Consider the following 25,353-nt stretch of genomic DNA (forward strand, 5'->3'; position numbering starts at 1 on the left):
GGCATTCCCACGCGGAGCGTGGGAACGATCATTTGCCCCCCCCCGGTGCCTGCGCCCACGCTTGCACCAGCGACGTCGCCGCCACCCTGAAAACTGGCTACCATCCGCTCAAGCATGTGATAGAGGAGTAGCAGAACCAGCCTCGCCACAAAAAGCCTGGCATGTGTGAATCAGCTATACCTCTATGAAACCATTGGCGCCCACCGTGCTCGAAACAAACGGGCGCCATTACAGGACACAGAATCAGTCAATGCAGTTTCTATCGGATAGTCACGGATGTGCCGGCTGGAATGGCGAAATGGCCGGACGCATTCGCGCGTTCGACTGGAGCCTGACCGAGCTTGGCACTATCGATAGCTGGCCGCGCAGCCTGAGCAGTGCGGTGCAACTGATGCTCGCTTCGCCACTGCCGATGGTGATGCTCTGGGGGCGCGCGGGCTACATGATTTACAACGACGCCTACTCGGTGTTCGCCGGTGGCCGCCATCCCTATTTGCTGGGTTCGCCGGTGGAACTCGGGTGGCCGGAGGTCGCCGACTTCAACCGCCACGTGGTGGACACCTGCCTGGCGGGCGGCACCTTGTCCTATCACAATAAAGAACTGGTTTTGCTGCGTGACGGCGTGCCCGAAGACGTGTGGATGGACCTCTATTACAGCCCGGTCGCCGATGATGCAGGGCGTCCCGCCGGGGTCATGGCGATGGTGGTCGAAACCACCGCTCATGTGATTTCCGAGCGCCGGCGCCAGGAAGCCGAAAACGCCTATCGCGCCGATAACGAACGGGTGCGTCTGGCGCTCAATGCCGGTGCCTTGATCGGTTCGTTCGTCTGGGACATCGAAGCCGACGTGTTGTCCGGTGACGAGCGTTTCGCCCGTACCTTTTCCTATCCCCCGGACTACGACCTGGCCGACCTGCCGTCGAGCATCGCCGAATCACGCATTCATCCCGACGACCGCGCCTGGGTTCAGGAACAGCTCGATCAAGCCGTGCAAACCGGTGCGCCTTACAACGCCGAATACCGAGTACTGCGTCCCGACGGCAACTACCTGTGGGTGCTGGCCAGCGGCTGCTGCGAGTTCAATGAACAGGGTAAGGCGTTTCGCTTTCCCGGGGTGTTGATCGACATCCACGAACGCAAGACTGCTGAAGAATCCTTGCTCAAGTTCACCCGCAACCTGGAACAACGGGTGGCCGATGAAGTCGGCGCACGGCTGGCGGCGGAAGAGCAGTTGCGCCAGGCGCAGAAGCTGGAAGCCATCGGCGGCCTCACCGGCGGCGTGGCCCATGACTTCAACAACCTGCTGCAAGTGATTGCCGGCAACCTGCATTTGCTGGCCCGCCACGAACCGGACAACGCCAACGTACAGCGCCGGGTCAGTGCCTCGATTGCCGCGGTCGAGCGCGGGGCCAAACTGTCTTCGCAACTGCTCGCGTTTGCCCGTCGCCAGCCACTGTCGCCGGCGGTTTGCGACCCCCGGCAGATCTTCGAAGGCCTGGGCGAGTTGCTGCAACGGGCGCTGGGGGAAACCATTCAAATCGATGTGGCGCTTGTAGACGATCCCTGGCGTGTCCATGTCGACCGCAATCAACTGGAAAACGCCATCCTCAACCTGGCGATCAATGCCCGCGACGCCATGAAGGGTGAGGGCACCATTGGCCTGAGCGCCGAGAACATCGTGCTGGACCAACGCTTTTGTGCGGGCAAGGGCATCGTCGCCGGGGACTACCTGCGCGTGACCGTGACCGACGCCGGTGCCGGCATGGCGCCCGACATACTGGCCCAGGCATTCGAACCGTTTTTCACCACCAAGGCCGACGGCCAGGGCACGGGCCTGGGCTTGAGCATGGTGTTCGGCTTCGTCAAGCAGAGCGGCGGGCATATCGAGATCGCCAGCGTGATCGGCGAAGGCACGCGGGTGCAGCTGTATTTTCCGCGCAGCCTGCGGCCGTTGCCCAACGAAACAGCGATCCCGGCAGCAGCGCAGCGCGGCGGGCATGAAACCATTCTGGTGGTCGAGGATAACGATGCGGTACGCGTGGCGGCAGTGGAATTGCTGCGCGAAGAGGGCTATCAGGTGCTGACCGCGAATAATGGCGACATGGCCATGCAGATGTTGCTGGAGGGCGTGGCGGTGGACATCATTTTCACCGACGTGGTCATGCCGGGCCTGATCAAAAGTTCAGATCTGGCGGCGTGGGCCAAAGTCCAGGAGCCGCCGGTGGCGGTGCTGTTCACCTCGGGCCACACCCGCGACATCATCTCGCGCAATCACCAACTGAGCCCGGATACGCATTTGCTCAGCAAGCCGTATGGACCGGAGGCGCTGACGCAAATGGTGCGCACCGTCCTCAATGGCTAACACGCTCCTACAGGGATTTGCGTTTTTTCAGTGATCTAATCAAGGTAATTTCATGACTTCAAAGCGCACCTCAACCCCTCCTTCCGGCATGGTCAGGGTGCGCGGCGCCCGGGAACACAACCTCAAGAACGTTGACGTGGACATCCCTCGTGACGCCTTGGTGGTGTTCACCGGCGTATCCGGTTCGGGCAAATCGTCCCTGGCGTTCTCGACCCTCTACGCCGAAGCGCAACGGCGCTATTTCGAATCCGTGGCGCCGTATGCCCGGCGCCTGATCGATCAGGTCGGGGTGCCGGATGTCGACTCCATCGAAGGCCTGCCGCCGGCCGTGGCCCTGCAACAGCAGCGGGGCACGCCGAGTACGCGCTCTTCGGTGGGCAGCGTGACCACGTTGTCGAGCCTGATCCGCATGCTCTATTCCCGCGCCGGCAGTTACCCGCCGGGGCAGACGATGCTCTACGCCGAGGACTTTTCGCCGAACACGCCGCAAGGTGCGTGCCCCGAATGCCATGGTTTGGGGCGCGTCTATGAGGTGACCGAAGCGCTGATGGTCCCTGATCCGAGCCTGACCATCCGTCAACGAGCGATTGCCTCGTGGCCGCTGGCCTGGCAGGGGCAGAACCTGCGGGACATCCTCGTGACCATGGGCATCGACGTCGACATCCCCTGGCGCAAGCTGCCGAAAAAACAGCGCGACTGGATTCTCTTCACCGAAGAAGCCCCCACTGTGCCGGTGTACGCCGGGCTGACCCCGGAAGAAACCAAAGTCGCGCTCCAGCGCAAGATGGAACCGAGTTACCAGGGCACCTTTACCGGCGCCCGCCGCTACATTCTCCACACCTTCAGCCATTCCCAGAGCGCGTTGATGAAGAAGCGCGTCTCGCAATTCATGCTCGGCAGCCCGTGCCCGTTGTGCGACGGTAAACGCCTCAAGCGCGAAGCGTTGTCGGTAACTTTTGCCGGGTACGACATCGGCGAGCTGTCACAGATGCCGTTGCTGCAAGTGGCCGAGGTGTTGAAACCGGTGGCGGCCCACAGTTACCTCGAACAGGCCGATGAGCCCGGCGAAGTCCTGACCCACGACCAGACCCGCGAGGCTCGCGAACAGCGGGTCGCCCACGGCGCCAGTGGCCACGCCAATGCGCCGGATGTACGCCACACGCCGAACCTGTCGGTGGAAAAACGCCTGGCTGCGCAACGTATTGCCCAGGACTTGCTGGAGCGGGTCAGCACCTTGACCGATCTGGGCCTCGGTTACCTGGCGCTGGAGCGCAGCACGCCGACGCTGTCGTCCGGCGAGTTGCAGCGCCTGCGTCTGGCGACGCAATTGGGATCGCAGTTGTTTGGCGTGATCTACGTGCTGGATGAGCCTTCGGCCGGTCTGCATCCGGCGGATGGCGAGGCGTTGTTCGAAGCCCTGCAACGCCTGAAAGCGGCCGGTAACACGTTGTTTGTGGTCGAGCATGACCTGGAAACCATGCGCCGCGCGGATTGGTTGATCGATGTCGGGCCGGCGGCGGGCGAGCATGGCGGCCATATTCTCTACAGCGGGCATCCTTCAGGCCTGGAACACGTCAGCGCTTCCCAGACCCGTGCCTACCTGTTCGCCGAGCAGGTCACGGCACCTCGCGTTATCCGCAAGGCCAAGGATTGGCTGCGCCTGGAAGGCATCACCCGTAATAACCTGAACAACCTCAGCGTCGAGTTTCCCTTGGGCTGCTTTACGGCGGTGACCGGCGTCTCGGGTTCCGGCAAGTCGAGCCTGGTCAGCCAGGCGCTGCTGGAACTGGTCGGCGCGCATCTGGGCCGCACCGCCAGTGAACCGGAAGAACTGAGCCTGGAAGACGACGCGCCACAAGTCAGCGGCGGTCAGGTCACGGCCGGGCTGGAATCGATCAAACGCCTGGTGCAAGTCGATCAGAAACCCATCGGCCGCACGCCGCGTTCGAACCTGGCGACCTACACCGGGCTGTTCGATAACGTGCGCAAACTGTTTGCCGCCACCCCAGAAGCACAGGCCGAGGGCTACGACGCCGGGCAGTTCTCCTTCAACGTTGCCAAGGGCCGTTGCCCGACTTGCGAAGGCGAAGGCTTTGTCAGCGTTGAATTGCTGTTCATGCCCAGCGTCTACGCCCCATGCCCGACCTGCCACGGCGCGCGCTACAACCCGCAGACCCTGGCCATCACCTGGCAGGGCTTGAGCATCGCCCAAGTGTTGCAACTGACGGTAGACGAAGCGGTCACGGTGTTTACCGAGCAACCGGGGATTCGCCGCTCGCTGGAGGTGCTGCGCGATATTGGCCTCGGTTACTTGAGGCTTGGTCAGCCCGCGACCGAACTGTCCGGCGGCGAAGCCCAGCGAATCAAATTGGCCACCGAGCTGCAACGCAATCAGCGCGGCGCGACCCTGTACGTGCTGGATGAGCCCACCACCGGGTTGCACCCGCGGGACGTCGATCGGCTGCTGGAGCAACTGGATACGCTGGTGACGGCGGGGCACACGGTGATCGTGGTTGAACATGAAATGCGCGTGGTCGCCCAGAGTGACTGGGTGATCGACATCGGGCCGGGGGCGGGGGATCAGGGCGGCAAAATTGTCGTGGCGGGCACGCCGCAGACCGTGGCCAAAAACAAAAAGAGTCGCACGGCGCCGTTCTTGGCCAGAGTGCTGCACTCACGATGATGATCGTTCCCACGCTCTGCGTGGGAATGCCTCAAGGGACGCTCCGCGTTCCACTGGGACGCAGAGCGTCCCGGGCTGCATTCCCACGCAGAGCGTGGGAACGATCAGTAGTGTCAGGCGCCGTCGAGGGAGCGGCGAACCTTGTCCAGCAATTCGCTGATCTGAAACGGCTTGACCAGCATGTCCATGCCTTCACCCAGGAATACCTGGCGATTCAGCGCATTCTCCGCATAGCCGGTCATGAACAGAATCGGCAACCCTTCACGCCAACCCCGGGCAACATCGGCCAGTTCCCGCCCACTCATGCGCGGCAACCCGACATCGGTCAGCATCAGGTCAATCGACGGATCATTCTGCAAGCGCTCCAGCGCGCCTTCGATATCACCCACCTGAGTGCAGCGGTAACCGGCATCCACCAGCACCTCGGCGACGAACATGCGCACTGAAGGCATGTCCTCGACAATCAGCACGTGTTCGCCCGAGCCTTGGGAATCGACGACCACCGATGGCGATTCGGTCGCCATCGGATCGGCGCTGGCCGGCAGCATGATGGTCACTTCGGTACCGCGCCGGGCCACGCTGCGAATATGCGCATCGCCCCCCGACTGCCGGGCGAAACCGTAGATGGTCGACAACCCCAACCCGGTGCCCTGGCCCAGCGGCTTGGTGGTGAAAAACGGATCAAACACCTTGTCGATCACACTGTGCTCGATACCGGTGCCGTCATCGCGCACTGCCAACGCCACATACGCGCCGTCCGCCAGATTGGGGTCACCGTGGGAATAGGCGGCATAGGTGCTGACCCAGATATTGCCGCCCTGGGGCAGCGCATCCCGGGCGTTGATCACCAAGTTAAGCACGGCACTTTCCAGCTGGATCGGATCGACCAGCGCGATGGCCGCCTTGGAGGTCAGTTCCAGCCTCAAGGTGATGCGCTCGCCAATGGTGCGAATCAGCAGTTCTTCCAGGGAGCGGATGTTCTCGTTGATGTCCACCGGCCGGGTATCCAGCGGCTGCTGACGGGCGAAGGCCAGCAGACGATGGGTCAGGGACGCGGCGCTCATGGCTGAGTTCAGCGCCGCCTCGGCGTAGAACTGCACCTTGTCGGTACGCCCATCGGCCATCCGTTTCTGGATCAGTTCCAGGCTGGTGATGATGCCGGTCAGCAGATTGTTGAAGTCATGGGCGATGCCGCCGGTGAGCTTGCCCAGCGCATCCATTTTCTGCACTTGCAGCAGTTGCGCTTCGGTGCGCACCCGTTCGGCGACTTCCTTGGCCAACTGGGTGGTGGCGTCGTCGAGCCGAGCCAGGTGCGAGCGTTCGCGGTGGCGGTGCTCGGTGACGTCCTCGACGAACACCAGGCTCAATTCCGGGGTGCGATACGGTGAAATCTGCCATTCGGTTTCCCGTACCTGACCTTCGACCCGCATGTTCAGCGTGCCTTTCCAGCGCTCGCCATAGGCCAGGCGCAGGCGCAGTTCATCAATCACCGCGCCCTGAGCGTCGGCAAAGCATTCGCGCAGGGTGTCCGGGTCGAGGTTGTCCTGGATCAGTTGGGCGAAGGCGTGGTTGCATTCGTGGACTTTCAGCGCCGCGTCCATCACCGCGATGGGCGCCGAGACATTGGTGAAAATCTCGCGGAACCGCGCCTCGCTTTCACGCAAGGCGTTCTCGGTGTCGCGCACCCGCAGCAGCGTGCGCAGGGTCGCCAGCAACACATCCGGATCCACCGGGTGAATCAGATAAGCGTCGGCGCCTGCGTCCAGGCCAGTGATGATGTCGCCGGTCTGGATCGACGCCGCTGAGACGTGAATCACCGGCAGCAACGCGGTGGCCGCTTCGGCACGCAGTTTGCGCACGATGTCAAAGCCGCTCATGTCTGGCAGGTTGACGTCGAGGATCAGCGCGTCGATCCGTTCGCTGTCGATCAGCGCCAGGCCGTCGCTGCCGGTGCCGGCTTCGAGAATGGCGTAGCCATGCCGTTCCAGGCGCCGACGCAAGGCGTAGCGAGTGGCGACGTTGTCGTCGACGATCAACAAACAGATGTCACGTTTCATCGGCGGGCTCCACGGCAATGGCCAGCGGGATGATCACGAAAAAGGTCGAGCCGGCCCCCGGCGTACTCTGCACCCCGACTTCACCCCCCAGCAGCGCGGCGAAGCGTTTGCACAGCGACAGGCCCAGACCGGTGCCGCGCAGGCGTTTCTGCAACGGCGAGTCAACTTGGGAAAAGTCCTCGAACAATGCGCCATGTAGCTCCGGGGCGATACCTATTCCGGTATCGCTGACGGCAAAGCGCACGTGATCGCTGTTTTCCAGGCGCGCCGAGACCCGGACTTCACCGCGGGTGGTGAACTTCAGCGAGTTGGAAATGAAGTTGCGCAGGATCTGCGCGAGTTTCTTGTCGTCGGTGAACAGTCGCGGGATGCCCTGTGGTTCTTCGAAGATCAGGTCCACCGCGCTGCCATCGACAATCGGCCGGAACATGCCGCGCAGGGCGGCGAACAGGTCGAGCATGTCGAACCAGGCCGGGGAAATGCTGATGCGCCCGGCTTCGATCTTCGCCAGGTCGAGCAGGTCGTCGACCATGTCGCTCAACTCCCGCGCGGCACCGCTGACGAACGCCACTTGTTTGTGCTGCTCGGGGCTCAACGGGCCGTCGAGTTCATCGGTGAGCAGGCCGGTGATGCTCAGGATCGAGCCCAGTGGCGTGCGGAATTCATGGCTCATGTACGACAGGAAGCGGCTTTTCAGGTCGGAGGCCTGGCGCAGTTGTTCGGCTTGCTCATCGAGTTCGGCGTAGAGCGCCAGAACCCCCTGGTTGGTTTCATCGAGTTCGTCGCGCAGCGCTGTGGCTTCGCTCTGCAGTTGCGCGATCAGCGACGCTTGTTCGTCCGGCGTCAGGTTGGGTGACTCAGCCATGGGCGGTCTCCAGGGCAACGACCAATACCGTTACATCGTCCCGCCCGCGACAGAAATCGCGGTGCAGGACAGCGGCAATCACGGCGGGGTGGCGGTGCACCAGGCCGGGGTAATCTTGCAGGTTCCAACGGGACTGCAGGCCGTCGCTGTACATGATCAATAGGTGTCCGTTCACTTGAGCATAGTCAAAGGGTTGGGCCTTCCGGTATTGGCCGCCGACGATGCCGGGGTGGGAGGCCAGGCCACGGGATTTGTCCGGGGCGATCAGGCAGCCGCCGATATTGCCGATGCCGACGTATTTCAGGGCATCGCCGTCGAACTGCGCGAAGGCCGCCGCACCGCCACGGGTGCCGATCATGGCGTGATGCATGTCTTCGAGCAACAGCATCGGCGAGGCGAACGGCGCCAGGGCGAAGGCCTTTTCTCCTGCGCGGGCGGCGAATTCGGCATCTTCGCCATGGCCCAGGCCATCGATCACCAGCGCACTGATGCGCGCTCCGTCAAACGCCAGGTGCCAGACATCGCCGCACGCCGGGTCGTGGTGCAACGAATGCTGACTGACGCCGATGCGCCGGTCCGGCGCCTTGTCGCTGCGTGGGTACAGGCGTGTCAGCAGCACCGCACCCCGTGAGTCGGCATACACATCGAACACTTCCGTCTGGCGCGACACCGCGCCCAAACCGATGCCCTGGGTGCCGCCCGTGGAAAAGCCGTCGGTCAGGCACGCTTGCAAGTCAAAGCCACCGGCACGGTCCACGGCGAGGATTTCGATCCCGGCGCCGGTCGGGCGGGGCAAGGTCCTGATATGCAATTCGCCCCGGGCGGCATGCTTGAGGATGTTGCTGGCCAGCTCGGTGGCGACCAGCGCCACACGCCCGGCGTCGGTGGCATCGAAACCGTGTTTCTCCGCGAGTTTTTGCGTGGTGCGCCGGGCATGGCCGATCTGGCTGCTGTCTTCGATCGGCAAGACGAGCGTCAGGGTGCCGCCAATGTTCATGTCCATCGGGTAATCGTTATGCGAGTGCCTTTGCCAGGCTCGGTGTCCAGTTCGAACTCTTCCACCAGCCGTTTGGCGCCGGTCAGCCCCAGTCCAAGTCCGCTGCCGGAGGTCCAGCCATCGGTCATGGCCAACTTGATGTCGGGGATGCCCGGCCCTTCGTCACGAAAGGTCAGGCGCAGACCGGTGCGCGCGTTTTCGTCGAGGATTTGCCAATCCATGTCGCCGCCACCGCCATAGACCATGGTGTTGCGCGCCAGCTCGCTGACGGCGGTCACCAGTTTGGTCAGGTCGATCAGGCGCATGCCACATTCCTGGGCGAGTTTGCGCGCGGTCTGCCGGGCCAGGACCACGTCCTGCTCGATTTGAATCGGCTGGCTGCCGCTGCTGCGCACGGTCATTGTTCGCCTACTCGGGCCTGGAGCAGTTTCATCCCGCGCTCGACGTTCAACGCCGTGCTGACGCCGGGCAGGGTCAGGCCCAGTTCGACCAGGGTAATGGCCACGGCCGGTTGCATGCCGACCAATACGGTCTGGGCATCCATGATTTTCGACAGGCCGGAGATGGTGCCGATCATCCGGCCGATAAACGAATCGACCATGTCCAGCGCCGAGATATCGATCAGCACGCCCCGGGCGGAGGTATTGCTGATGCGCTCGGACAGGTCGTCTTGCAGGGTCAGGGCGAGCTGGTCATGCATGTCGACCTGGATGGTCACCAGCAGGAAGTCGCCCATTTGCAGAATCGGAATGCGCTCCATCGGCTCATACCGCCTTGCTGACGGTGATTCCCAGGCGGGTCAAGGCCAGTTTCAAGGCGTCGGCCAGGTTGGCCTTGGTGACCACGCCTTGCAGATCCAGTCCGAGGTGGACGATGGTTTGCGCAATCTGTGGACGCACGCCGCTGATGATGCAATCGGCGCCCATCAGTCGAATCGCGGTGACGGTCTTGAGCAGGTGCTGCGCCACCAGGGTGTCGACGGTGGGCACGCCGGTGATGTCGATGATGGCGATTTCCGAGCCGGTGTCGACGATCCGTTGCAGCAGCGATTCCATCACCACCTGGGTGCGCTGCGAGTCGAGGGTGCCGATCATCGGCAGTGCCAGCACGCCATCCCAGAGCTTGACCACCGGGGTCGACAGCTCCAGCAATTCTTCCTGCTGGCGCTTGATCACCGCTTCACGGGATTTCTGGAAGGTGCGAATGGTGTGCATGCCCAGGGCGTCGAGCAGTTCGGAGACTTCCCAGAGTTGTTCGGCCAGCAACGCCGGGTTGTCGCTGTACTGGGTTTGCAGGAGGCTGAACATCGGTCCCTTGAGGGAAAAGATGAAACTGGCGGTTTGTTGCGAGTCCTGGCCGAGCAGGGCGCGGCTGTGGGAGAGCTTTTCGAGGAACTGGCGAATCTCGTCCCAGCCCGGGGCGGCGATGTTCTGCCCGTTGCCACGCTCCAGCCCGCTAATGACCAGTTGCAGGAAATCCGAGGTCTGTTGCTTGAGGTCTTGCTCCTTGATGTTGCGCGTGGCACCACTGGCCTCGAGGCTGTTCGTCCATTCGGCGAGCAATTGCGCCTGGGTTTTCTTCATCGCATCGAGTGTGTTGCTGTGCAGTGCCGCCATGTGTCTTGACTCCTTGAATAGTAGTGACCGATTTCCCAAAAATGATCGGCGCAAATCAGTGACATTTGCCGTGCGCAATAGTTGTTCGCCCACGGCAGCATATTTTCATCCTGAGCAGAACTCTAGTAGGCGCTGCACAAGGCTGCGATCTTTTGCTCCGTGCTTTTTTAGGCGCATGGCTGAACTGCGATGGCGATTTCAAAGACGCCTTCGCGGGCAAGCCTCGCTCCTACAGGGGAACGCGTTTCATCCAACGGGAGGCGCGTTGCATCCAATTGAACCCTGCGCCGCCTATGGCTTCGAATCTTCATGGCCCGACTGTTTCCAGCCGCGCATGTGCAGTGACGAACGAGGTAGCTATGAAAGAGCAATCCCAGCAACAGGATCAATCCGGGGCGCCGGTAGATCGCAATGACCCGGCGATTGACCCGCAGGTCCCGGGTGAAGGTGATCGCAGCCAGGGCGAAAAAACCGCCCAGCCGGACAGCGCCGACGCCGCGGTCGACCAGAAGAACCGCCACACCGACAACGACAACGAGTTCAGCCCCGGCTTCAAACCGCATCCCGACCGGCCAAAACCCGGTGAGGACACCGATGCCGATATCGACACCGATGGCGGCTAGCCGCAGACGAAAAAAAACCGCATCGACCGGATGCGGTTTTTTTTGCCCGGGTTATTTGCTTGGATGCTTCGCTTGCAGGGCTTTGGCCGCGTCCAGATGCTTTTCCAGCGCCGGCAGCATTTTCTGCGCGAAGCCTTTGAGTTCGGTGGCTCCCGGTTTTTTGTCGTCAGTTACCGTTTCGGCTTCTTTCTTGAACAGCGCGATGGTGTCTTCGTGGGCCTTCACCTGATTGTTGGCGTAGGCCGCGTCGAAGGATTCATCGCGCAGGTCGAGGATTTTCGCCTTGGCCTGCTTGACCAGCGTCGTGCTGTCCGGCACCTCGATGTCATGCTTTTTCGCCAGGGCCGCCAGCTCATCATTGGCCTTGGTGTGATCGGTGATCATCATGTTGGCGAACGACTTGATATCCGCCGATGAGCTTTTTTCCAGGGCCAGTTTGCTGGTTTCGACTTCAGCGATGCCGCCGGCTGCGGCGTTGTCGACAAAATCATTGGAAGTGGCCGCAAACGCGGTGCCCATGCTGGTGCTCAAGGCAACGGCCAGGGCGAGGTGGCGCAGGGTGAATCCGTCCATTGGTTATTCTCCACACGGGTTTGATAAGCGATCGAGGTGATCGTTATTCAATGGAGGCCGGGACTCGACGAAAGGTTTGATCGCAAATGCAAAACGACGACGAACGGCCACCGCTGGTCTGACAGGAGGTCGACAGAACCGGGTAACCGAGGCCATTCTGATGGTTGGTGAACGCAATTGATCGCGTTTGCTACCGATCAACAAACGGAGGTGTTCCATGCCGGTGCCACACAACCTTTATCTGGACCTGAACATTCCAAAGGAAGTTATCCAGGAAAAACGCACCACGGATCCGTTACTGGATTCACTGATCAATAAGTATGTGCAGGCGGACAATGAGGTGGTCAAGGCTGAAACCGCCCAATCCGATGCACCCAGCGACGACACCCTGAAAAAGCTCAAGGAGCAGCGATTGCTGGTCAAGGACAAGATCGTCCAGCAACTCCAGACGTCTTCCTGAGCCACCGACGACCGGTGACTGAATAATTGGAACGGCGATAAAGCCCGGCACCTCGAAAGTACAGAGTCTCTCCATCCATGACTCGCTTCTCAGAGGTGCCCTTATGACAGAGCCAAAATTCCCCAGTGAAGAGCAGGGCGGGTACGACCCGATCCCGACCCATCCCGAACCGCTGAGCCCTGGCCGCACGACCGTCCACCCCGAGGACGAACCGGGCATCGACGAACTGCCGAACAACGAAGGCGCCAAGCCGATGGAGCAGCGCGACGGCACCGACCTCGACCCGGAGCGGGTGCGCGAAGAAACCGACAACGCCGAGCATGATGGCGAGATTGATCCGCGTTGATTTGCCTGACCCTCACATAGGCCGACCCCCTGTAGGAGCGGTATGTAGCGAAGATGCTGGGTCAGTTCAAGGCCTTGCTTAGCGGCAATCGCACCATGTGCTGCTCTTTCAACGAGCCAAAATACAACCACTCCCCATACTCACGCACCGAGGTGATCGGCGAATAATTGCCGCTGCCCGCATCCTGCAAATTGGCAATCACCTTGCCGTCCAGGTCCAGCCCCAACGCAAACGCCCGCTTCTCCACCGGAGTGTGCAGCACCATCATCGCCCGCACAATCATCTTGCGCACGAATGGGTGCGGGGCCGTGGCGTCCAGCAGCTTATTGCGCGGGGCATACAGCGCTACCCAGAAGCGATCCCGGCCATTGAACGCCAGGTTATCCGGCAACCCCGGCAAGTTGTCGATAAACACATCATGGGTCCCGGCTTTCGGCCCGCTCAGCCAATAACGGCTGATGCGATAGGCGCCGGTTTCGTTGACCAGTACATAGGCATCGTCGGGCCCGAGGGTGACGCCGTTGGCGAACTCCAGTTTGTCCAGCAATGTGGTGGTCTTGCCGGTCTGGAAGTCATAGCGCAGCAAACGCCCGTCGCCGCCATGCTCGATGATCGCCTCACCGTCCTTGCCGTAGCCCCAGCGGCTCGACGCATCGCTGAAGTACGCATAATGCCCGGGCTTGTCGATGGCCACGTCATCGGTAAAACCGAAGGGCACGCCATTGGCCGCAGTGGTCAAGGGAATCACCCGGCCCTGGGCATCAAGGGACAGCAAACCCTTGACCCCGTCCGCGATCACCAGCAAGCCATTGGGATGCCGGGCCAGCCCCAACGGCCGGCCGCCGGTATCGGTCAGCACTTTAGTGACCTTGCCATCGAGGCTGCTGCGAATCACCCGGCCGTCGTGCAAACCGGTGATCAACAGATCGTTTTCCAGCAAAAACGCCTCTGGCCCGTCGATGTCGGAGGCGCCGACCCGTTCTACGTCCTTGAGCTTTTGATTGTCGGCATACACGCCGCTGGCCAGTGACGGCGCCGGTGTCGGTGTCCAGGCCACCGGTTCGACTTTGCTCGGCATCAGCAGTAAAAACGCGGCAGTGGCGACAATCAGCAACAACAGAAACCTGAAGGCTGTTCTCACGCGCTGACTCCTGCCGGGGCCAGATGTTTTTGCGCCATGTCGCGCAATGCCTGCATCGACGCCGCCGATTCCTGCTCGATCCGCCGCTTGAGCAGCAATTGATTGGCGATGCGCATACCCAGGCCGCTGAACTGGTAATCAAGGGTGCGGACAAACCGCGTGCCGTCGCCGAGCGCCTCGCACTCGTAGGTCACCACCAGCGACAAACCATGATCGCCCCGGGCCTGGGCACTCCAGCGCCGTCCCGGCAAATACTCCTCGACCTCCCAGCTCAAGTGGCCGTCACGCCCGCCGGCGCGGATGTCCTCTTCGAAGCGCGACCCGGCATGCAACGGCCCGCCCTGACCATCGACCTTGAGCGACGACGGATGCCACTCCGGCCAACGGGTCACGGTGCTGGCGTAGGCGAGCACGGCAATCGGGTTGCCGGCAATGTCGATCTGGTGCTGCATGCGGGTCATGGGCGTTCTCGTCGGGTGCGGGTTGGCGTGCTCCGGCTCCCAGTACAGGGTGCCGAACAGGTAGTCCATCAGCGGAAACACGATATTGAAGTTGCGCTCCTGCATCACTTCGCGGCGGTGATGCAGTTCATGCAGATGACGCATCTGGCGGATCCACGGCAGCCGCGTGATCGGGTTGCGCGGCGGCAAATGCTCGCAGGCATGGAACACTTCATAGGTCAGGTAGCCCAGGACCATGCAGCCGCCGAACAGCCCGGCAACATTGGCGTTGACTTGGGAAAACAGCCACCAGAGGGGCAGGGTGATGACCACGGTATGAATCACGATCAACCAGGCCGGGAACAGAATCACCCGCCAGTCCCGGGCGCTGTCGTAGGTCATGTGGCCGGGGGTAAAAAAGCTGTGATGATCGCCGGCATGCCGCGCATAGAACATCCGCGCGAAGCTCTTTTTGTGGTGCCCCAAGTGGCGATGCACCATGTACACGCCGAAGTTGAAGAACAGCAGCGTCAACGGCACCGCCAGCCATTCCAGCGGCTGGACCTGCTGCACGGTGCGCCAGAAACCGCCGATGGCCAGGATGCCGAACAGCAGCACAAAGACGCCGTGCAGCCACGGGTTGTAAAGCCGATGGATGTCGGCACGGTAACGGCTGCGAAAAGCCTGGGTGGTCTGCCTCACTGCGCTCACCTGCGATTGTTGTTATCACAGCAGATTAGCCGATCCGGCCGCGCAGGCTTGGCGAACCTTGAGGGCACAAGCGCCACTTGATGGACTCAGCCCAACGGGTTCCAGCGCTGGGACCAGTCATCGTCGGTCTTGATCACGTTGCGCAGCAGATCGAAGGCCTGTTGCAGGGTCGCCGAATCGCGGTCGCGGGAGTAAACCAGGTAGGTCGGGTAGCTGAATTCCGGGGCCTTGGCCACCGCTTCCAGCACGCCGCTTTCCAGGTAACTTTGCACCACCCGAGTGCGGAAATAACCGCTGCCGCCGTGCTCCAGCAGGTACTGCAAGGCCAGCGGGCCGAGGTTGAAACTCAAGGCAGCCTTGGCCTTTTCCGGCAGGGCGGCGTCGTGTTGGCGGCGGAAATCCGGGCCCCAGTCGATGTAGACGTAGGGATCGGGTTGGCCGGCCAAACGCACGAGGATCAGTTTTTCTTCCAGTATCTGCTCCACTTGCAGGCGCGGCCAGTATTCGGGCTGATAGACCAACGCCGCGTCGAGCACCCCCAGCTCCAGTTGGCGCAGCAGGTTTTCGCCGTCGCGGATTTCCATGCGCAGGGCGTGGCTGGGGATTTTCTCCCGCAGCTCGGCGGCCCAACTGAGCATCAGCGGATTGCACAGGCTGACTTCGCCGCCGATGTGCAACACGTCGCGATAGCCTTCAGGCAATGGCAGGTCGCGGCGCGCGGCTTCCCAGGTTTGCACCAGTTGATTGGCGTAGACCACAAAGGCCTCGCCGTTCGGCGTCAGACGGGCGCCGGCGCGGTTGCGCACGAACAGGGTGCTGCCCAATTGGCTTTCGAGTTTCTGCACCCGGGCGGTGATGGCGGTCTGGGTCACGTGGAGCTTTTCCGCGGCGGCGGCGAGGCTGCCGTGGCGGACGATTTCCAGGAAGGTGCGGGCGAGGTCGATGTCCATGGGGTGGCCGGTGCTGAAGGTGTCCGCATTGTAAGAGCCGCGCCTGTCTACGCCTACCTCACAATGCCCCTGTAGCAGCTGTCGAGCACCGCGAGGCAGCGTCCGGCGGCGAAGCCGTCGTAAAACCAGACACTACGGTGTATCAGGTAACCCAGGTGGCTGGATCGACGACGGCTTCGCCGCCGGACGCTGCCTCGCGCTGCTCGACAGCTGCTACGGGCAATTTGCGGTGATTCCAAGGTGTCAGAGTTTTCACATTCCCCCCAACCCCCGCGCACTACACTGCACCCATCTCCCGCCCCAACGGACGACCTCATGCCGGCAAAACCCACCGCCACTGTCCTCGACACCCCTGAAGGCCAGCGCCTGGCCGGCAGCGAGGCCCCGGACTGGCGCGAGTGGGGGCCTTACTTGAGCGAACGGCAATGGGGCACGGTGCGCGAGGATTACAGCCGTGACGGCGATGCCTGGCGCTATTTTCCCCACGAGCATGCGCGCAGCCGCGCCTATCGCTGGGGCGAGGATGGCCTGGCCGGGTTCAGCGACAAGGCCCAGCACTGGTGCCTGGGCCTGGGTTTGTGGAACGAGCGCGATCCGATCATCAAGGAACGCCTGTTCGGCCTGAACAACAGCGAAGGCAACCACGGCGAGGACGTCAAGGAGCTGTATTTCTTCGTCGACGGCGTGCCGAGTCATGCCTACATGCGCATGCTCTACAAATACCCGCAGGGCGAATTCCCTTATGCCGATCTGGTGGCCGAAAACGCTCGCCGGGGCCTGGCCGACACCGAGTATGAAATCCTCGACACCGGCGTGTTCGACGACAACCGCTATTTCGACGTGACCGTGGAGTACGCCAAGCACACCGCCGACGATGTCTTCATGCGCGTCACCGTGCATAACCGCGCCGAGCAACCGGCGCGCCTGCGCGTGTTGCCGCACCTGTGGGCGCGCAACACCTGGAGCTGGGTCGCCGACGGCCAGAAACCCAGCCTGACCCTCGATGGCGATCAGGTCCTCGCCCGGCACCCGCAATTGGCCGACCGCCAAGCCACCGCGTGGGGTGAGGCCGATTGCGAATGGCTGTTCTGCGAAAACCAGAGCAACTTCCCCAAGCTCGATGGCGTGTCGGCGCAAGGTCCGTTCAAGGACGGGATCAATGATTTCATTGTCGAGGGCGCCACTGATGCCGTGCGCCGTGACAGTGGCACCAAGGTCGCGGCGCATTTCATCCTGAGCTTTGACGCCGGCCAAACCCGCAGCGTCTTCCTGCGCTTTGCCCCGGCCGGTTCCCCGCAAATCAATGCCCGGACCTTGTTCGAACGGCGCCGCGCCGAAGCCGATGGCTTTTACGCCGCGCTGCAAGCCGAGATCACAGACGCCGACGCGCGCAATGTGCAACGCCAGGCCCTGGCCGGGTTGCTCTGGTCGAAACAGCTCTACTATTTCGACGTCAACCAGTGGCTGGACGGCGACTCGACACAACCGGCGCCACCCCCCGAGCGCACGCACATCCGCAACACCCATTGGCGACACCTGTCGAATTTCGACATCGTCTCGATGCCCGACACCTGGGAGTACCCGTGGTACGCCTCGTGGGACTTGGGCTTTCAAGCGGTGGCGTTCGCGCTGATCGATCCGGGGTTCGCCAAGCATCAATTGTTGCTGCTGGTCAAAGACCGCTTCATGCACCCCAACGGCCAGTTGCCGGCCTACGAATGGCGCTTCGACGATGCCAACCCACCGGTCCACGCCTGGGCCTGCTGGCGCGTCTATCAGCAGGACAAGGCGCTGACCGGGACAGGGGACATGGACTTTCTCGAACGGATCTTCCACAAACTGCTGCTGAATTTTTCCTGGTGGGTCAACCGCAAGGACGCCGAGGGCCGCAATCTGTTCCAGGGCGGTTTTCTGGGGCTGGACAACATCGCCCTGTTCGACCGTTCGGCGATTCTGCCGCCCGGTTATCAGCTTGATCAGGCCGACGGCACGGCGTGGGTCGCAGCCTATGCGCTGGACCTGATGCGCATCGCCCTGGAACTGGCCAAGCGCAACAGCGTGTATGTCGACATCGCGGTGAAGTTCTTCGAGCACTTCCTCTACATCGCCGGGGCGATCAACAAGATCGACTCCGAGGCCGAAGGCTTGTGGGATGAGCAGGATCAATTTTTCTACGACGTGCTGCACCGTCCCGATGGGGTGAATGAGCCGCTGCGTTTGCGCTCGATTGTCGGGCTGATGCCACTCTTCGCCGTGCAGGTGCTGGAGCAGCACGAACACGAAGGCTTGCCCGGTTTGCGCGAACGGTTACTGGGGTTTATGCGCCATCGCCCGGACCTGGCCAGTCTGGTGTCGCGCTGGACCGAACCCGGCGAAGGCAATCGCATGTTGCTGGCGCTGTTGCGGGGCGAACGGACCAAGGACTTGCTCAAGCGCATGCTCGACGAGAGTGAGTTTTTGTCGGCGTTCGGTATTCGTTCCCTGTCCAAGGCTTTCGCGGAGCAACCCTTTGGTATTCGGATCAATGGCGACAGCCTGTGCGCGCACTATGAACCGGCGGAATCCGAATCGCGGCTGTACGGCGGCAACTCGAATTGGCGCGGGCCGGTGTGGATGCCGATCAATTACATGCTGATCGAATCCTTGCGTGAGTTTCACCGGTACTACGATCAGAATTTCTCCGTGGAATATCCGACGGGGTCGGGGTTTCTGGCCTCGTTGGAGGAAGTGGCGGACAGCTTGAGCCAGCGATTGACCAAGCTGTTTCTGCGGGATGAAGCGGGTAATCGGCCGTCGATGGCCGGTTATGCGCAGTTGCAGGCCGACCCGGCCAGTCGCGACCTGGTGTTGTTCCATGAATATTTTCATGGCGAGACCGGTCGCGGGTTGGGGGCCAGCCATCAGACGGGGTGGACGGCGTTGGTGGCGCTTCTTTTACAGCCTTGAAGATGATCGTTCCCACGCTCTGCGTGGGAATGCCTCAAGGGACGCTCCGCGTTCCAGTGGGACGCAGAGCGTCCCGGGCTGCATTCCCACGCAGAGCGTGGGAACGATCATTACTCGGTTAACTCGACCTGCCGCGACCACCCCGCGACCAACCGCTGCGGTGTGCCACACGCCTTGCGCTTGAACACGAAATTGCCGCACTTCTCGGCGAACTGTTTGCGGTTTTGCACCATGTCGAGGTGCATTTCTTCCAACTCCGCATTCCGGCAATGCTGCATCAGTTGCGTATCGTTGCGCCCCTTGCGCTCACGGATGGCCGCATACGCCGGATCGTTCAACGCGCCATTGGCCCGTTGCAACAGCCACAGACCAAACTCATCGGGGCAACGCGGGCCGATTTCCTGGACCATGCCCAGTTGCAGGGCCTGGGTCGCGCTGACCGGCAGGCATTGTTCGGTCAGTTGTTCCGCCATGGCCTGGCCGACGGCGCGGGGCAGGCTGTAGGTCCAGTATTCGGAGCCGTACAGGCCCATGGTTTTGTAGTGCGGATTGAGCACGATCTCGGCGCGGGCGAACACGATGTCGGCGGCCAGCGCCAGCATCACACCGCCAGCCCCGGCACTGCCGGTCACGCCGCTGATCACCAGTTGCCGGGCCGTGAGCAGTTCCTCGCAGACGTCGTCAATCGCCTGAATATTTGCCCAGGCCTCCAGCCCCGGCACCTCGGCGGCCTGGATCACGTTCAAGTGCACGCCATTGGAAAAACTGCCGCGCCCGCCCTTGATCAACAGAACCTTAGTGTCCCGGGCCTTGGCCCAGCGCAGCGCCTCGACCAGCCGCTGGCACTGCTCGGTGCTCATGGCGCCGTTGTAGAACTCGAACGTCAGCTCGCCGACCTGGCCGGACTCGCGATAGCTGATCGGTTGATAGGCCTCAAGGTTGAACGGGTGGGAGGCAATCGACCAGTCCAGGGTCGGCACTTCGCTCAACTGCCGACCGAGCACATGCCGGGCCGGGCGCTTGAAGGTTTCTTCACCGGGCAGCGGTTTACGCCGCAACGAGCCGATCCACAGGCTGTGATCACCGGTTGCCACCAGTACCGCGTCGTCATGCACCGCCAGAATCTGCCCCGGCGTGCCGGTACGAGAATCGAGATGTGCGTCATACAAGTAGTACTGACCGCCGGCCAGACTGGCCAGCACCCCTGGTTGACCATCGGCCGCGTCGATGCTGCGTTTGATGAACCGTGAGCAGTCGTGCCAACTGAACGTACGGTCGGCCTGTTTCATGTTCGGCTGCAAGCGGCCCAGTACCTGGTGTTGGCTGTAATCCACCGACACCGGGACATAACCGGCGATGAATTTGTCCACGACTTCGCGAATGCAGCGGATCGCCGCATCGCTGACCCGCCCGTTATACAGCTCGGATTTGCGCAGGCCCTGGGGCAGGTTGAATTCGCTGGTGGCCCAGACCGGCCCGGCGTCCATTTCTTCCACGGCTTGCAATGCGGTGACACCCCAGCGATCGAGCTCATGGGTGATGGCCCAGTCCAGGGCGCTGGCGCCACGGTCGCCGATGATGCCCGGATGGATGATCACCAGCGGGCGCTTGGGGTTGCTCCACAACTGTTGTGGCACACGGTCCTTGAGGAACGGGCAGATCACCAGGTCGGCGCCGGAATGTTCGATCAGTTCGCACACCGCGTTTTCGTCGGTAAACAGTACGACGCTGGGGCTATGCCCGGCCTGGCGCAATTCCAGCCAGGCCCGTTGGGTCAGGCCGTTGAAGGCCGATGACAGCATAATGATCTTCAGTGAACGCATGATTGCCTCTTCCTTGAAACGGGTTAGCCGCTGGCTCCCAATGAGCCGTCCCTGGCTTTCGATGGAAGCGCGATAGTAGAGAGTGCAAGCGCACATCCACCTGACCGGGATCAATCTTGTGTGTGCTGCTTATTCCTGATGGTTAGCAGATCCTGATTTTTTATTACTTCAAATGTATCAAGCCCTGTTGCACAGTCGCTCCCCTAATCCAGAGCCGGACGATCCCGGCAGAACCAGTGATTTTCGAAGCGGGTCGGACCCGTTTCATGAGGGAGCAAGGCATGGGTGGAAATCAGAACCCTCATTACCAGTTGATCGGGCAGATGTTCCAAAAGGACTATCAGTGGTTGTGCAGCTCGGTCAGTCGCACGCTTGGCTGCCATCACAGCGCCCAGGACATTGCCTCGGAAACCTTTTTGCGGGTGTTGGCATTGCCCGACCCATTGGCCATTCGCGAACCCCGGGCCTTGCTCACCACCATCGCCCGACGCCTGGTGTATGAAGGCTGGCGTCGTCAGGACCTGGAACGCGCCTACCTCGAAAGCCTGGCCCTGGCGCCAGCGCTGGTGCATCCGTCGCCGGAGGAGCGGGCGTTGGTGATCGAGGCGCTGCTGGCGGTGGATCGTCTGCTCAATGGCTTGTCGGCCAAGGCCAAAGCGGCGTTTCTCTATCACCAACTCGATGGCCTGACCTATAGCCAGATCGGCGAACGCCTCGGCGTGTCCACCAGTCGCGTGCAGCAATACATGGCGGACGCGTTCAAGCGCTGCTATCAGGCGATGGCCCAGGCATGAGCTTGCCGAGACCGGACGAGGCGGTGGTCGATGAAGCCGCGCAGTGGATGGCGTTGCTGCAATCAGGGGACGTCAGTGCGCCGGAGCGTGAGGCGTTCGAGGCCTGGCGGGCGGCCGATCCGCGCCATGGGCAGGTGATCGCGCAGATGAGCGGCGGGTTGAATGTGCTGCGCAGCAATGCTTTGCGCGGCTTGCCCAGCCAAAGTCTGTTGCACAGTTTGAATGCGCCTTCGAGTCGACGGCGGTTTGTCACCGGCAGTTTGAGTGTGTTGGGGCTGGCGGTGGTTGCCGGTTTGCTCGGGCGTCGGTATGGGCTGCTGCCTCAGGCGGGCGAGCTGTATACCGGCACTGGCGAACGTCGCGATTTTACCCTCGGCGATGGCAGCGCGTTGACCCTGAATGCCCGCAGCCGGGTGATCAGTCGCTTTGATGCCAGTCAACGCTTGCTGGAATTACGTGAAGGCGAGCTGCTGGTGGACGTGGCCAAGGACCCGACACGGCCGTTTGTGGTGGAGACCGAACACGGTCGCATGCGCGCCTTGGGCACGAAGTTTCTGGTGCAGCGGGGTGAGGATTCGACGCGGTTGGTGATGCTGCACTCGCAGGTTGAAGTGGTGACCCGCGGCGGTGCGCGGCAAGTGGTCGAGGCGGGGGAGAGTTTGCGTTTTGACGGGCAGAACATCCTTGCGTTGGAACACACTAACGGCCATGAAATGGCCTGGACGTCGGGGCGCCTGGAAGTCCGCGACCGGCCGTTGAGCGAAGTGATCGACAGCCTGCGCGGTTACCGGCGCGGGGTTTTGCGCCTGAGCCCGGAGGTCGCCGGGTTGCGCTTGAGCGGGATCTATCCGCTGGACGACAGCGACCGCACCTTGCAGTTGCTGGAGCATTCGTTGCCGATTCGGGTGACGTATCACAGCGCCTATTGGGTCAGCATCGAAGCGCGGTTATAACGCCATAACTTCTTGGCCTATCCGCGTCCCTATAAAAATCGCCACGCGACTGCTCATTCCCTGCATACGCCGTCAACAGGGAAGCCTCTCGATGTTTTCACTCAAACAACAATTACCGCACCTGACCCTGGCCGCCGCGCTGGCCATCGGCATCTGTCCGGCGCCGGCCTGGGCTCAGGAAGCGATCGCTACCGTGTTCACCTTCGACATCGCCAACGGCCCGTTGGACGAGGTGCTGCTGGACATCTCGCGACAGACCGGCGTGCCGATTTCCTTCAGCCAGAACCTGGTGCAAGGCAAACGCAGCGCCGCCATTCGCGGTGCGTTGGGCAGCCGGCAAGCGGTGGAGAGGGCCTTGCAGGGCAGCGGGCTGGAAGTCGATCACAGTGAACAAGGTTTGACGGTGAAGGAGGCCAGCACCACGGCGAAAGTCAGTACAGTCGCCCCGACCAGCAACGCCGATTACCGCATGGAAAAAGTCACGGTCACCGGCTCGCGTATCGCCCGTGCGCAATCCGACGGCGCCACACCGGTCAACGTCATCACCCACGAAGAAATGGAAGCCCGGGGCTACAAAAACGTCTACGACGCCTTGGCTACCCAGACCCAAAACACCGGCATGACCCAGGGCGAAGACTACGGCAACACCTGGCAACCGGCCGCCAGTGCGCTCAACCTGCGCGGGCTCGGTCCCAACCACACGCTGGTGCTGATCAATGGCCGGCGCGTCGCCGATTACCCGACGCCGTACGACGGCAAGGTCAACTTCACCAACCTGGCGAACATTCCTTCGGCGATCATCGAACGCATCGAAATCCTCAGCAGCGGCGCGTCGGCGATCTACGGGTCCGATGCGATTGCCGGGGTGGTCAACATCATCCTCAAGAAGCAAATGAACGGCATCGACGTCAACCTCAAGGGCGGCACGACCGAGCGCGGCGGTGGTGACAATCAGCGCCTGCAACTCAGCGGCGGCGGCAGTTGGGGCGACTTCGATGGCTTGTTCGGCCTGGAACTGACCAACCGCGACCCGATCTGGTCCGAGGATCGCGGCTTTATGCAGAGCAGCCCGTTGGCCGATGTCGGCTATCGCCGCGACCTGAGCAGCGGCAAATACCTGGGGCCGGGTTGCGGCGCCTATCAAGGCGTGTTCGACAACAAACTCACCCACAATGGCGGCCGCTGCCGAACCGATCAGACGTACAACGATTACTGGACGATCCAGACGCAAAAGGAAAACTACGACGGCTACACCCGCGGCACCTGGCATTTCAACGACAGCGGCCAAGTGTTCGCCGACCTGATGTACGGCCTCGATCACATCCAGAACAACACCCGTGGACCGACCTTCACCTCGCCGGATTTCATCAACCAGAACAGCGGCAATCTTGAGCGCTGGTACCGGCGTTTTGGCGAAGAGGAAATCGGCGGCCGCACCAGCAACAACAGCAAATGGCGCGACACCTCGTGGACTGGCACCCTCGGCCTGTCGGACAAGATTGCCGACAGCAACTGGAGCTACGAACTGGCGGCCAACCGCTCGGAATACCGCAGCGTGCGCACCACGCGCTACACGCCGCTGTCGACCATCCGCGATTTCTACCTCGGGCCGCAACTGGGCGAGCAGGGCGGTTATCCGGTGTTCGCCCCGGACGCCTCGCGCCTCGACCGGCCGCTGACACCCCAGGAGTGGGAGCAGTTTCGCGGCAACCTGACCCAGAGCAGCAAGTCCGTTTCCCAAAGCTACAACGCTTCGATCAATGGCGAATTGTTCGACTTGCACGCCGGGCCGGTGGGCTTCGCCGGGATTCTGGAGGCCGGCAAGCAGGAATACCGCGTCGAAACCGACGATGCGCTCAACGACGGCACCTTCTACGGCGTCTCGCCATCCCAGAGTTCGGGCGGCTCGCGCAAGCGTTACGCGGCGGGTGGCGAGTTCAGCATTCCGGTCACCGACAGCCTGCTGGCCACCGCCGCCGGACGCTGGGACCAATACAAATTCAGCGGCCGCACCGAGCAGCAGAAAACCTACAACCTGGGCCTGGAATGGCGTCCGCTCAACAGTCTGTTGGTGCGCGGCAGCTACGGCACCAGTTTCCGCGCGCCGGACCTCAACTACATCTATCAGTCCGACAGCAACGGTTACTACCCGGCGCAGATCGACTACTACGGTTGCAGCCAGGGCGTGGAGGGCGCCTGCGATCGCGGTCGCGTCGATTACACCCAAAGCGGAACCCCGGACCTCAAGTCTGAACGTGGTAAATCCTGGACCTACGGCTTCGTCTGGTCGCCGTCGCGCAACTTCGATTTCTCCACCGATTTTTGGCGGGTGGAGATCGATGACCTGCTGACCACCGTCGATGAAAACCGTCTGCTGCAAGACGAAAACGCCTGCCGCAATGGCACCCAGGACATCAACTCCGCCAGTTGCCAATCGACCTTGGCGCGGATTGATCGCAACTTGGCGACTGCAGCGGTTGACCCGAACCAGTTGAACAAAGTGAACGTCAACGCGATCAACGCCGCCAGCGAACGGGTCAGCGGACTCGACTTCAAGAGCAACATTCGCTGGGGCGCTGGGCAGTACGGCGCCTTCAGTTCGGCGCTGGGCTACACCTTGGTGCTGTCGCACTTCTACAAGGAATCCGACGATGCACCGACCCAGGACTGGCGCACGTCGCGGACCAATTTCGACTGGCGCAGCAAGGTCAACGCCAGCCTGACCTGGGAATATCAGAAGGCGACGGCGACGTTGATGGGCATCCGTTATGGCAGCGTCACCAATGGCGCGGGAGATGGCCGTTTATCGCCGTGGACCGTATTCAATGCCAGCGCGCGCTACAAGTTGAATGACCGGGCGAGTGTCGGTCTGACCGTGAATAACGTGCTGAACCAGATCAAGCACGATGACTCGGCCGGCTGGCCGTATTACCCGACCGGCAATTACGACCCGTATGGGCGGCAGTGGTGGCTGGATGTGAGTTATCACTTTGGTAGCTGACCCGCTGCACGC

20 protein-coding genes are annotated in these 25,353 nt (G+C 62.0%); 9 read left to right on the plus strand and 11 right to left on the minus strand.

Features of this window, described 5'->3' with window-relative positions; translation table 11 throughout:
- Positions 1-250: 250 nt before the first annotated feature.
- Positions 251-2,362 (plus strand): hybrid sensor histidine kinase/response regulator, encoded by a 2,112-nt coding sequence (locus tag HKK52_RS02305; protein WP_169369149.1) that lies wholly within the window; start codon positions 251-253, stop codon positions 2,360-2,362.
- 52 nt (positions 2,363-2,414) lie between these two features.
- On the plus strand, positions 2,415-5,045 hold the full coding sequence (uvrA, locus tag HKK52_RS02310) for an excinuclease ABC subunit UvrA (RefSeq protein WP_169369150.1): 2,631 nt from the start codon (positions 2,415-2,417) through the stop codon (positions 5,043-5,045).
- A 113-nt stretch (positions 5,046-5,158) separates the two neighbouring features.
- On the opposite strand, the gene HKK52_RS02315 is transcribed toward uvrA, so the two are convergent.
- Genes HKK52_RS02315 through HKK52_RS02340 form a run of 6 tightly spaced genes read right to left on the minus strand, consistent with a single transcriptional unit; the run spans position 5,159 to position 10,580 of the window.
- Complete coding sequence (locus HKK52_RS02315; protein WP_169369151.1) at positions 5,159-7,102, minus strand: response regulator; 1,944 nt, start codon at positions 7,100-7,102, stop codon at positions 5,159-5,161.
- The gene (locus tag HKK52_RS02320) at positions 7,092-7,967 is read right to left on the minus strand and encodes a sensor histidine kinase (RefSeq protein WP_169369152.1); all 876 of its coding nucleotides are present in this window, start codon (positions 7,965-7,967) and stop codon (positions 7,092-7,094) included. Before HKK52_RS02320 ends, HKK52_RS02315 begins: the two co-directional genes overlap by 11 nt.
- Positions 7,960-8,964 carry an ATP-binding protein gene (locus tag HKK52_RS02325; RefSeq protein ID WP_169374158.1) on the minus strand — a complete coding sequence of 335 codons (1,005 nt, stop codon included), beginning with the start codon at positions 8,962-8,964 and terminating at the stop codon, positions 7,960-7,962. Before HKK52_RS02325 ends, HKK52_RS02320 begins: the two co-directional genes overlap by 8 nt.
- Complete coding sequence (locus HKK52_RS02330; RefSeq protein ID WP_169369153.1) at positions 8,961-9,365, minus strand: anti-sigma regulatory factor; 405 nt, start codon at positions 9,363-9,365, stop codon at positions 8,961-8,963. Before HKK52_RS02330 ends, HKK52_RS02325 begins: the two co-directional genes overlap by 4 nt.
- Positions 9,362-9,724: an STAS domain-containing protein gene (locus HKK52_RS02335; RefSeq protein WP_169369154.1), complete on the minus strand. Its 363-nt coding sequence runs from the start codon at positions 9,722-9,724 to the stop codon at positions 9,362-9,364. The genes HKK52_RS02330 and HKK52_RS02335 overlap by 4 nt, the downstream gene beginning before the upstream one ends.
- Positions 9,725-9,728: 4 nt before the next feature.
- Positions 9,729-10,580 (minus strand): STAS domain-containing protein, encoded by an 852-nt coding sequence (locus HKK52_RS02340; protein WP_169369155.1) that lies wholly within the window; start codon positions 10,578-10,580, stop codon positions 9,729-9,731.
- A gap of 359 nt (positions 10,581-10,939) precedes the next feature.
- Here HKK52_RS02340 and HKK52_RS02345 point away from each other — a divergent pair, with 359 nt between their 5' ends.
- Positions 10,940-11,203 carry a hypothetical protein gene (locus tag HKK52_RS02345; RefSeq protein WP_169369156.1) on the plus strand — a complete coding sequence of 88 codons (264 nt, stop codon included), beginning with the start codon at positions 10,940-10,942 and terminating at the stop codon, positions 11,201-11,203.
- A gap of 51 nt (positions 11,204-11,254) precedes the next feature.
- Here the strand turns inward: HKK52_RS02345 and HKK52_RS02350 are convergent, their stop codons facing one another.
- Entirely contained in the window at positions 11,255-11,776 is a 522-nt protein-coding gene (locus HKK52_RS02350; RefSeq protein ID WP_169369157.1) for a DUF4142 domain-containing protein, read from the minus strand.
- A gap of 217 nt (positions 11,777-11,993) precedes the next feature.
- Between HKK52_RS02350 and HKK52_RS02355 the strand changes: the two genes are divergently transcribed.
- Both HKK52_RS02355 and HKK52_RS02360 read left to right on the plus strand, forming a co-directional pair.
- Positions 11,994-12,236 carry a YdcH family protein gene (locus HKK52_RS02355; protein ID WP_169369158.1) on the plus strand — a complete coding sequence of 81 codons (243 nt, stop codon included), beginning with the start codon at positions 11,994-11,996 and terminating at the stop codon, positions 12,234-12,236.
- 103 nt (positions 12,237-12,339) lie between these two features.
- Positions 12,340-12,582, plus strand: a complete 243-nt coding sequence (locus tag HKK52_RS02360; RefSeq protein WP_169369159.1) for a hypothetical protein — start codon at positions 12,340-12,342, stop codon at positions 12,580-12,582.
- A 61-nt stretch (positions 12,583-12,643) separates the two neighbouring features.
- On the opposite strand, the gene HKK52_RS02365 is transcribed toward HKK52_RS02360, so the two are convergent.
- From HKK52_RS02365 to HKK52_RS02375, 3 genes are all read right to left on the minus strand, one after another.
- Positions 12,644-13,723, minus strand: a complete 1,080-nt coding sequence (locus tag HKK52_RS02365) for an SMP-30/gluconolactonase/LRE family protein (protein ID WP_237150657.1) — start codon at positions 13,721-13,723, stop codon at positions 12,644-12,646.
- Positions 13,720-14,865, minus strand: a complete 1,146-nt coding sequence (locus HKK52_RS02370) for a sterol desaturase/SRPBCC family protein (protein ID WP_169369160.1) — start codon at positions 14,863-14,865, stop codon at positions 13,720-13,722. The genes HKK52_RS02365 and HKK52_RS02370 overlap by 4 nt, the downstream gene beginning before the upstream one ends.
- Before the next feature lie 95 nt (positions 14,866-14,960).
- Positions 14,961-15,824 (minus strand): LysR family transcriptional regulator, encoded by an 864-nt coding sequence (locus HKK52_RS02375; RefSeq protein WP_169369161.1) that lies wholly within the window; start codon positions 15,822-15,824, stop codon positions 14,961-14,963.
- Positions 15,825-16,139: 315 nt separating this feature from the next.
- Between HKK52_RS02375 and HKK52_RS02380 the strand changes: the two genes are divergently transcribed.
- On the plus strand, positions 16,140-18,770 hold the full coding sequence (locus HKK52_RS02380; RefSeq protein ID WP_169369162.1) for an MGH1-like glycoside hydrolase domain-containing protein: 2,631 nt from the start codon (positions 16,140-16,142) through the stop codon (positions 18,768-18,770).
- A 110-nt stretch (positions 18,771-18,880) separates the two neighbouring features.
- On the opposite strand, the gene HKK52_RS02385 is transcribed toward HKK52_RS02380, so the two are convergent.
- On the minus strand, positions 18,881-20,593 hold the full coding sequence (locus HKK52_RS02385; RefSeq protein ID WP_169369163.1) for a hydrogenase maturation protein: 1,713 nt from the start codon (positions 20,591-20,593) through the stop codon (positions 18,881-18,883).
- A 281-nt stretch (positions 20,594-20,874) separates the two neighbouring features.
- On the opposite strand from HKK52_RS02385, the gene HKK52_RS02390 reads away from it, so the two are divergent.
- The 3 genes from HKK52_RS02390 to HKK52_RS02400 all read left to right on the plus strand — a co-directional run bounded on the left by HKK52_RS02390 (position 20,875) and on the right by HKK52_RS02400 (position 25,341).
- Positions 20,875-21,387 (plus strand): sigma-70 family RNA polymerase sigma factor, encoded by a 513-nt coding sequence (locus HKK52_RS02390; RefSeq protein ID WP_169369164.1) that lies wholly within the window; start codon positions 20,875-20,877, stop codon positions 21,385-21,387.
- Entirely contained in the window at positions 21,384-22,340 is a 957-nt protein-coding gene (locus tag HKK52_RS02395) for a FecR domain-containing protein (RefSeq protein ID WP_169369165.1), read from the plus strand. The genes HKK52_RS02390 and HKK52_RS02395 overlap by 4 nt, the downstream gene beginning before the upstream one ends.
- 91 nt (positions 22,341-22,431) lie before the next feature.
- Complete coding sequence (locus HKK52_RS02400) at positions 22,432-25,341, plus strand: TonB-dependent receptor (protein ID WP_169369166.1); 2,910 nt, start codon at positions 22,432-22,434, stop codon at positions 25,339-25,341.
- The last annotated feature ends 12 nt before the right edge of the window (positions 25,342-25,353 follow it).

Source organism: Pseudomonas sp. ADAK2, from assembly GCF_012935755.1.
GTDB lineage: Bacteria > Pseudomonadota > Gammaproteobacteria > Pseudomonadales > Pseudomonadaceae > Aquipseudomonas.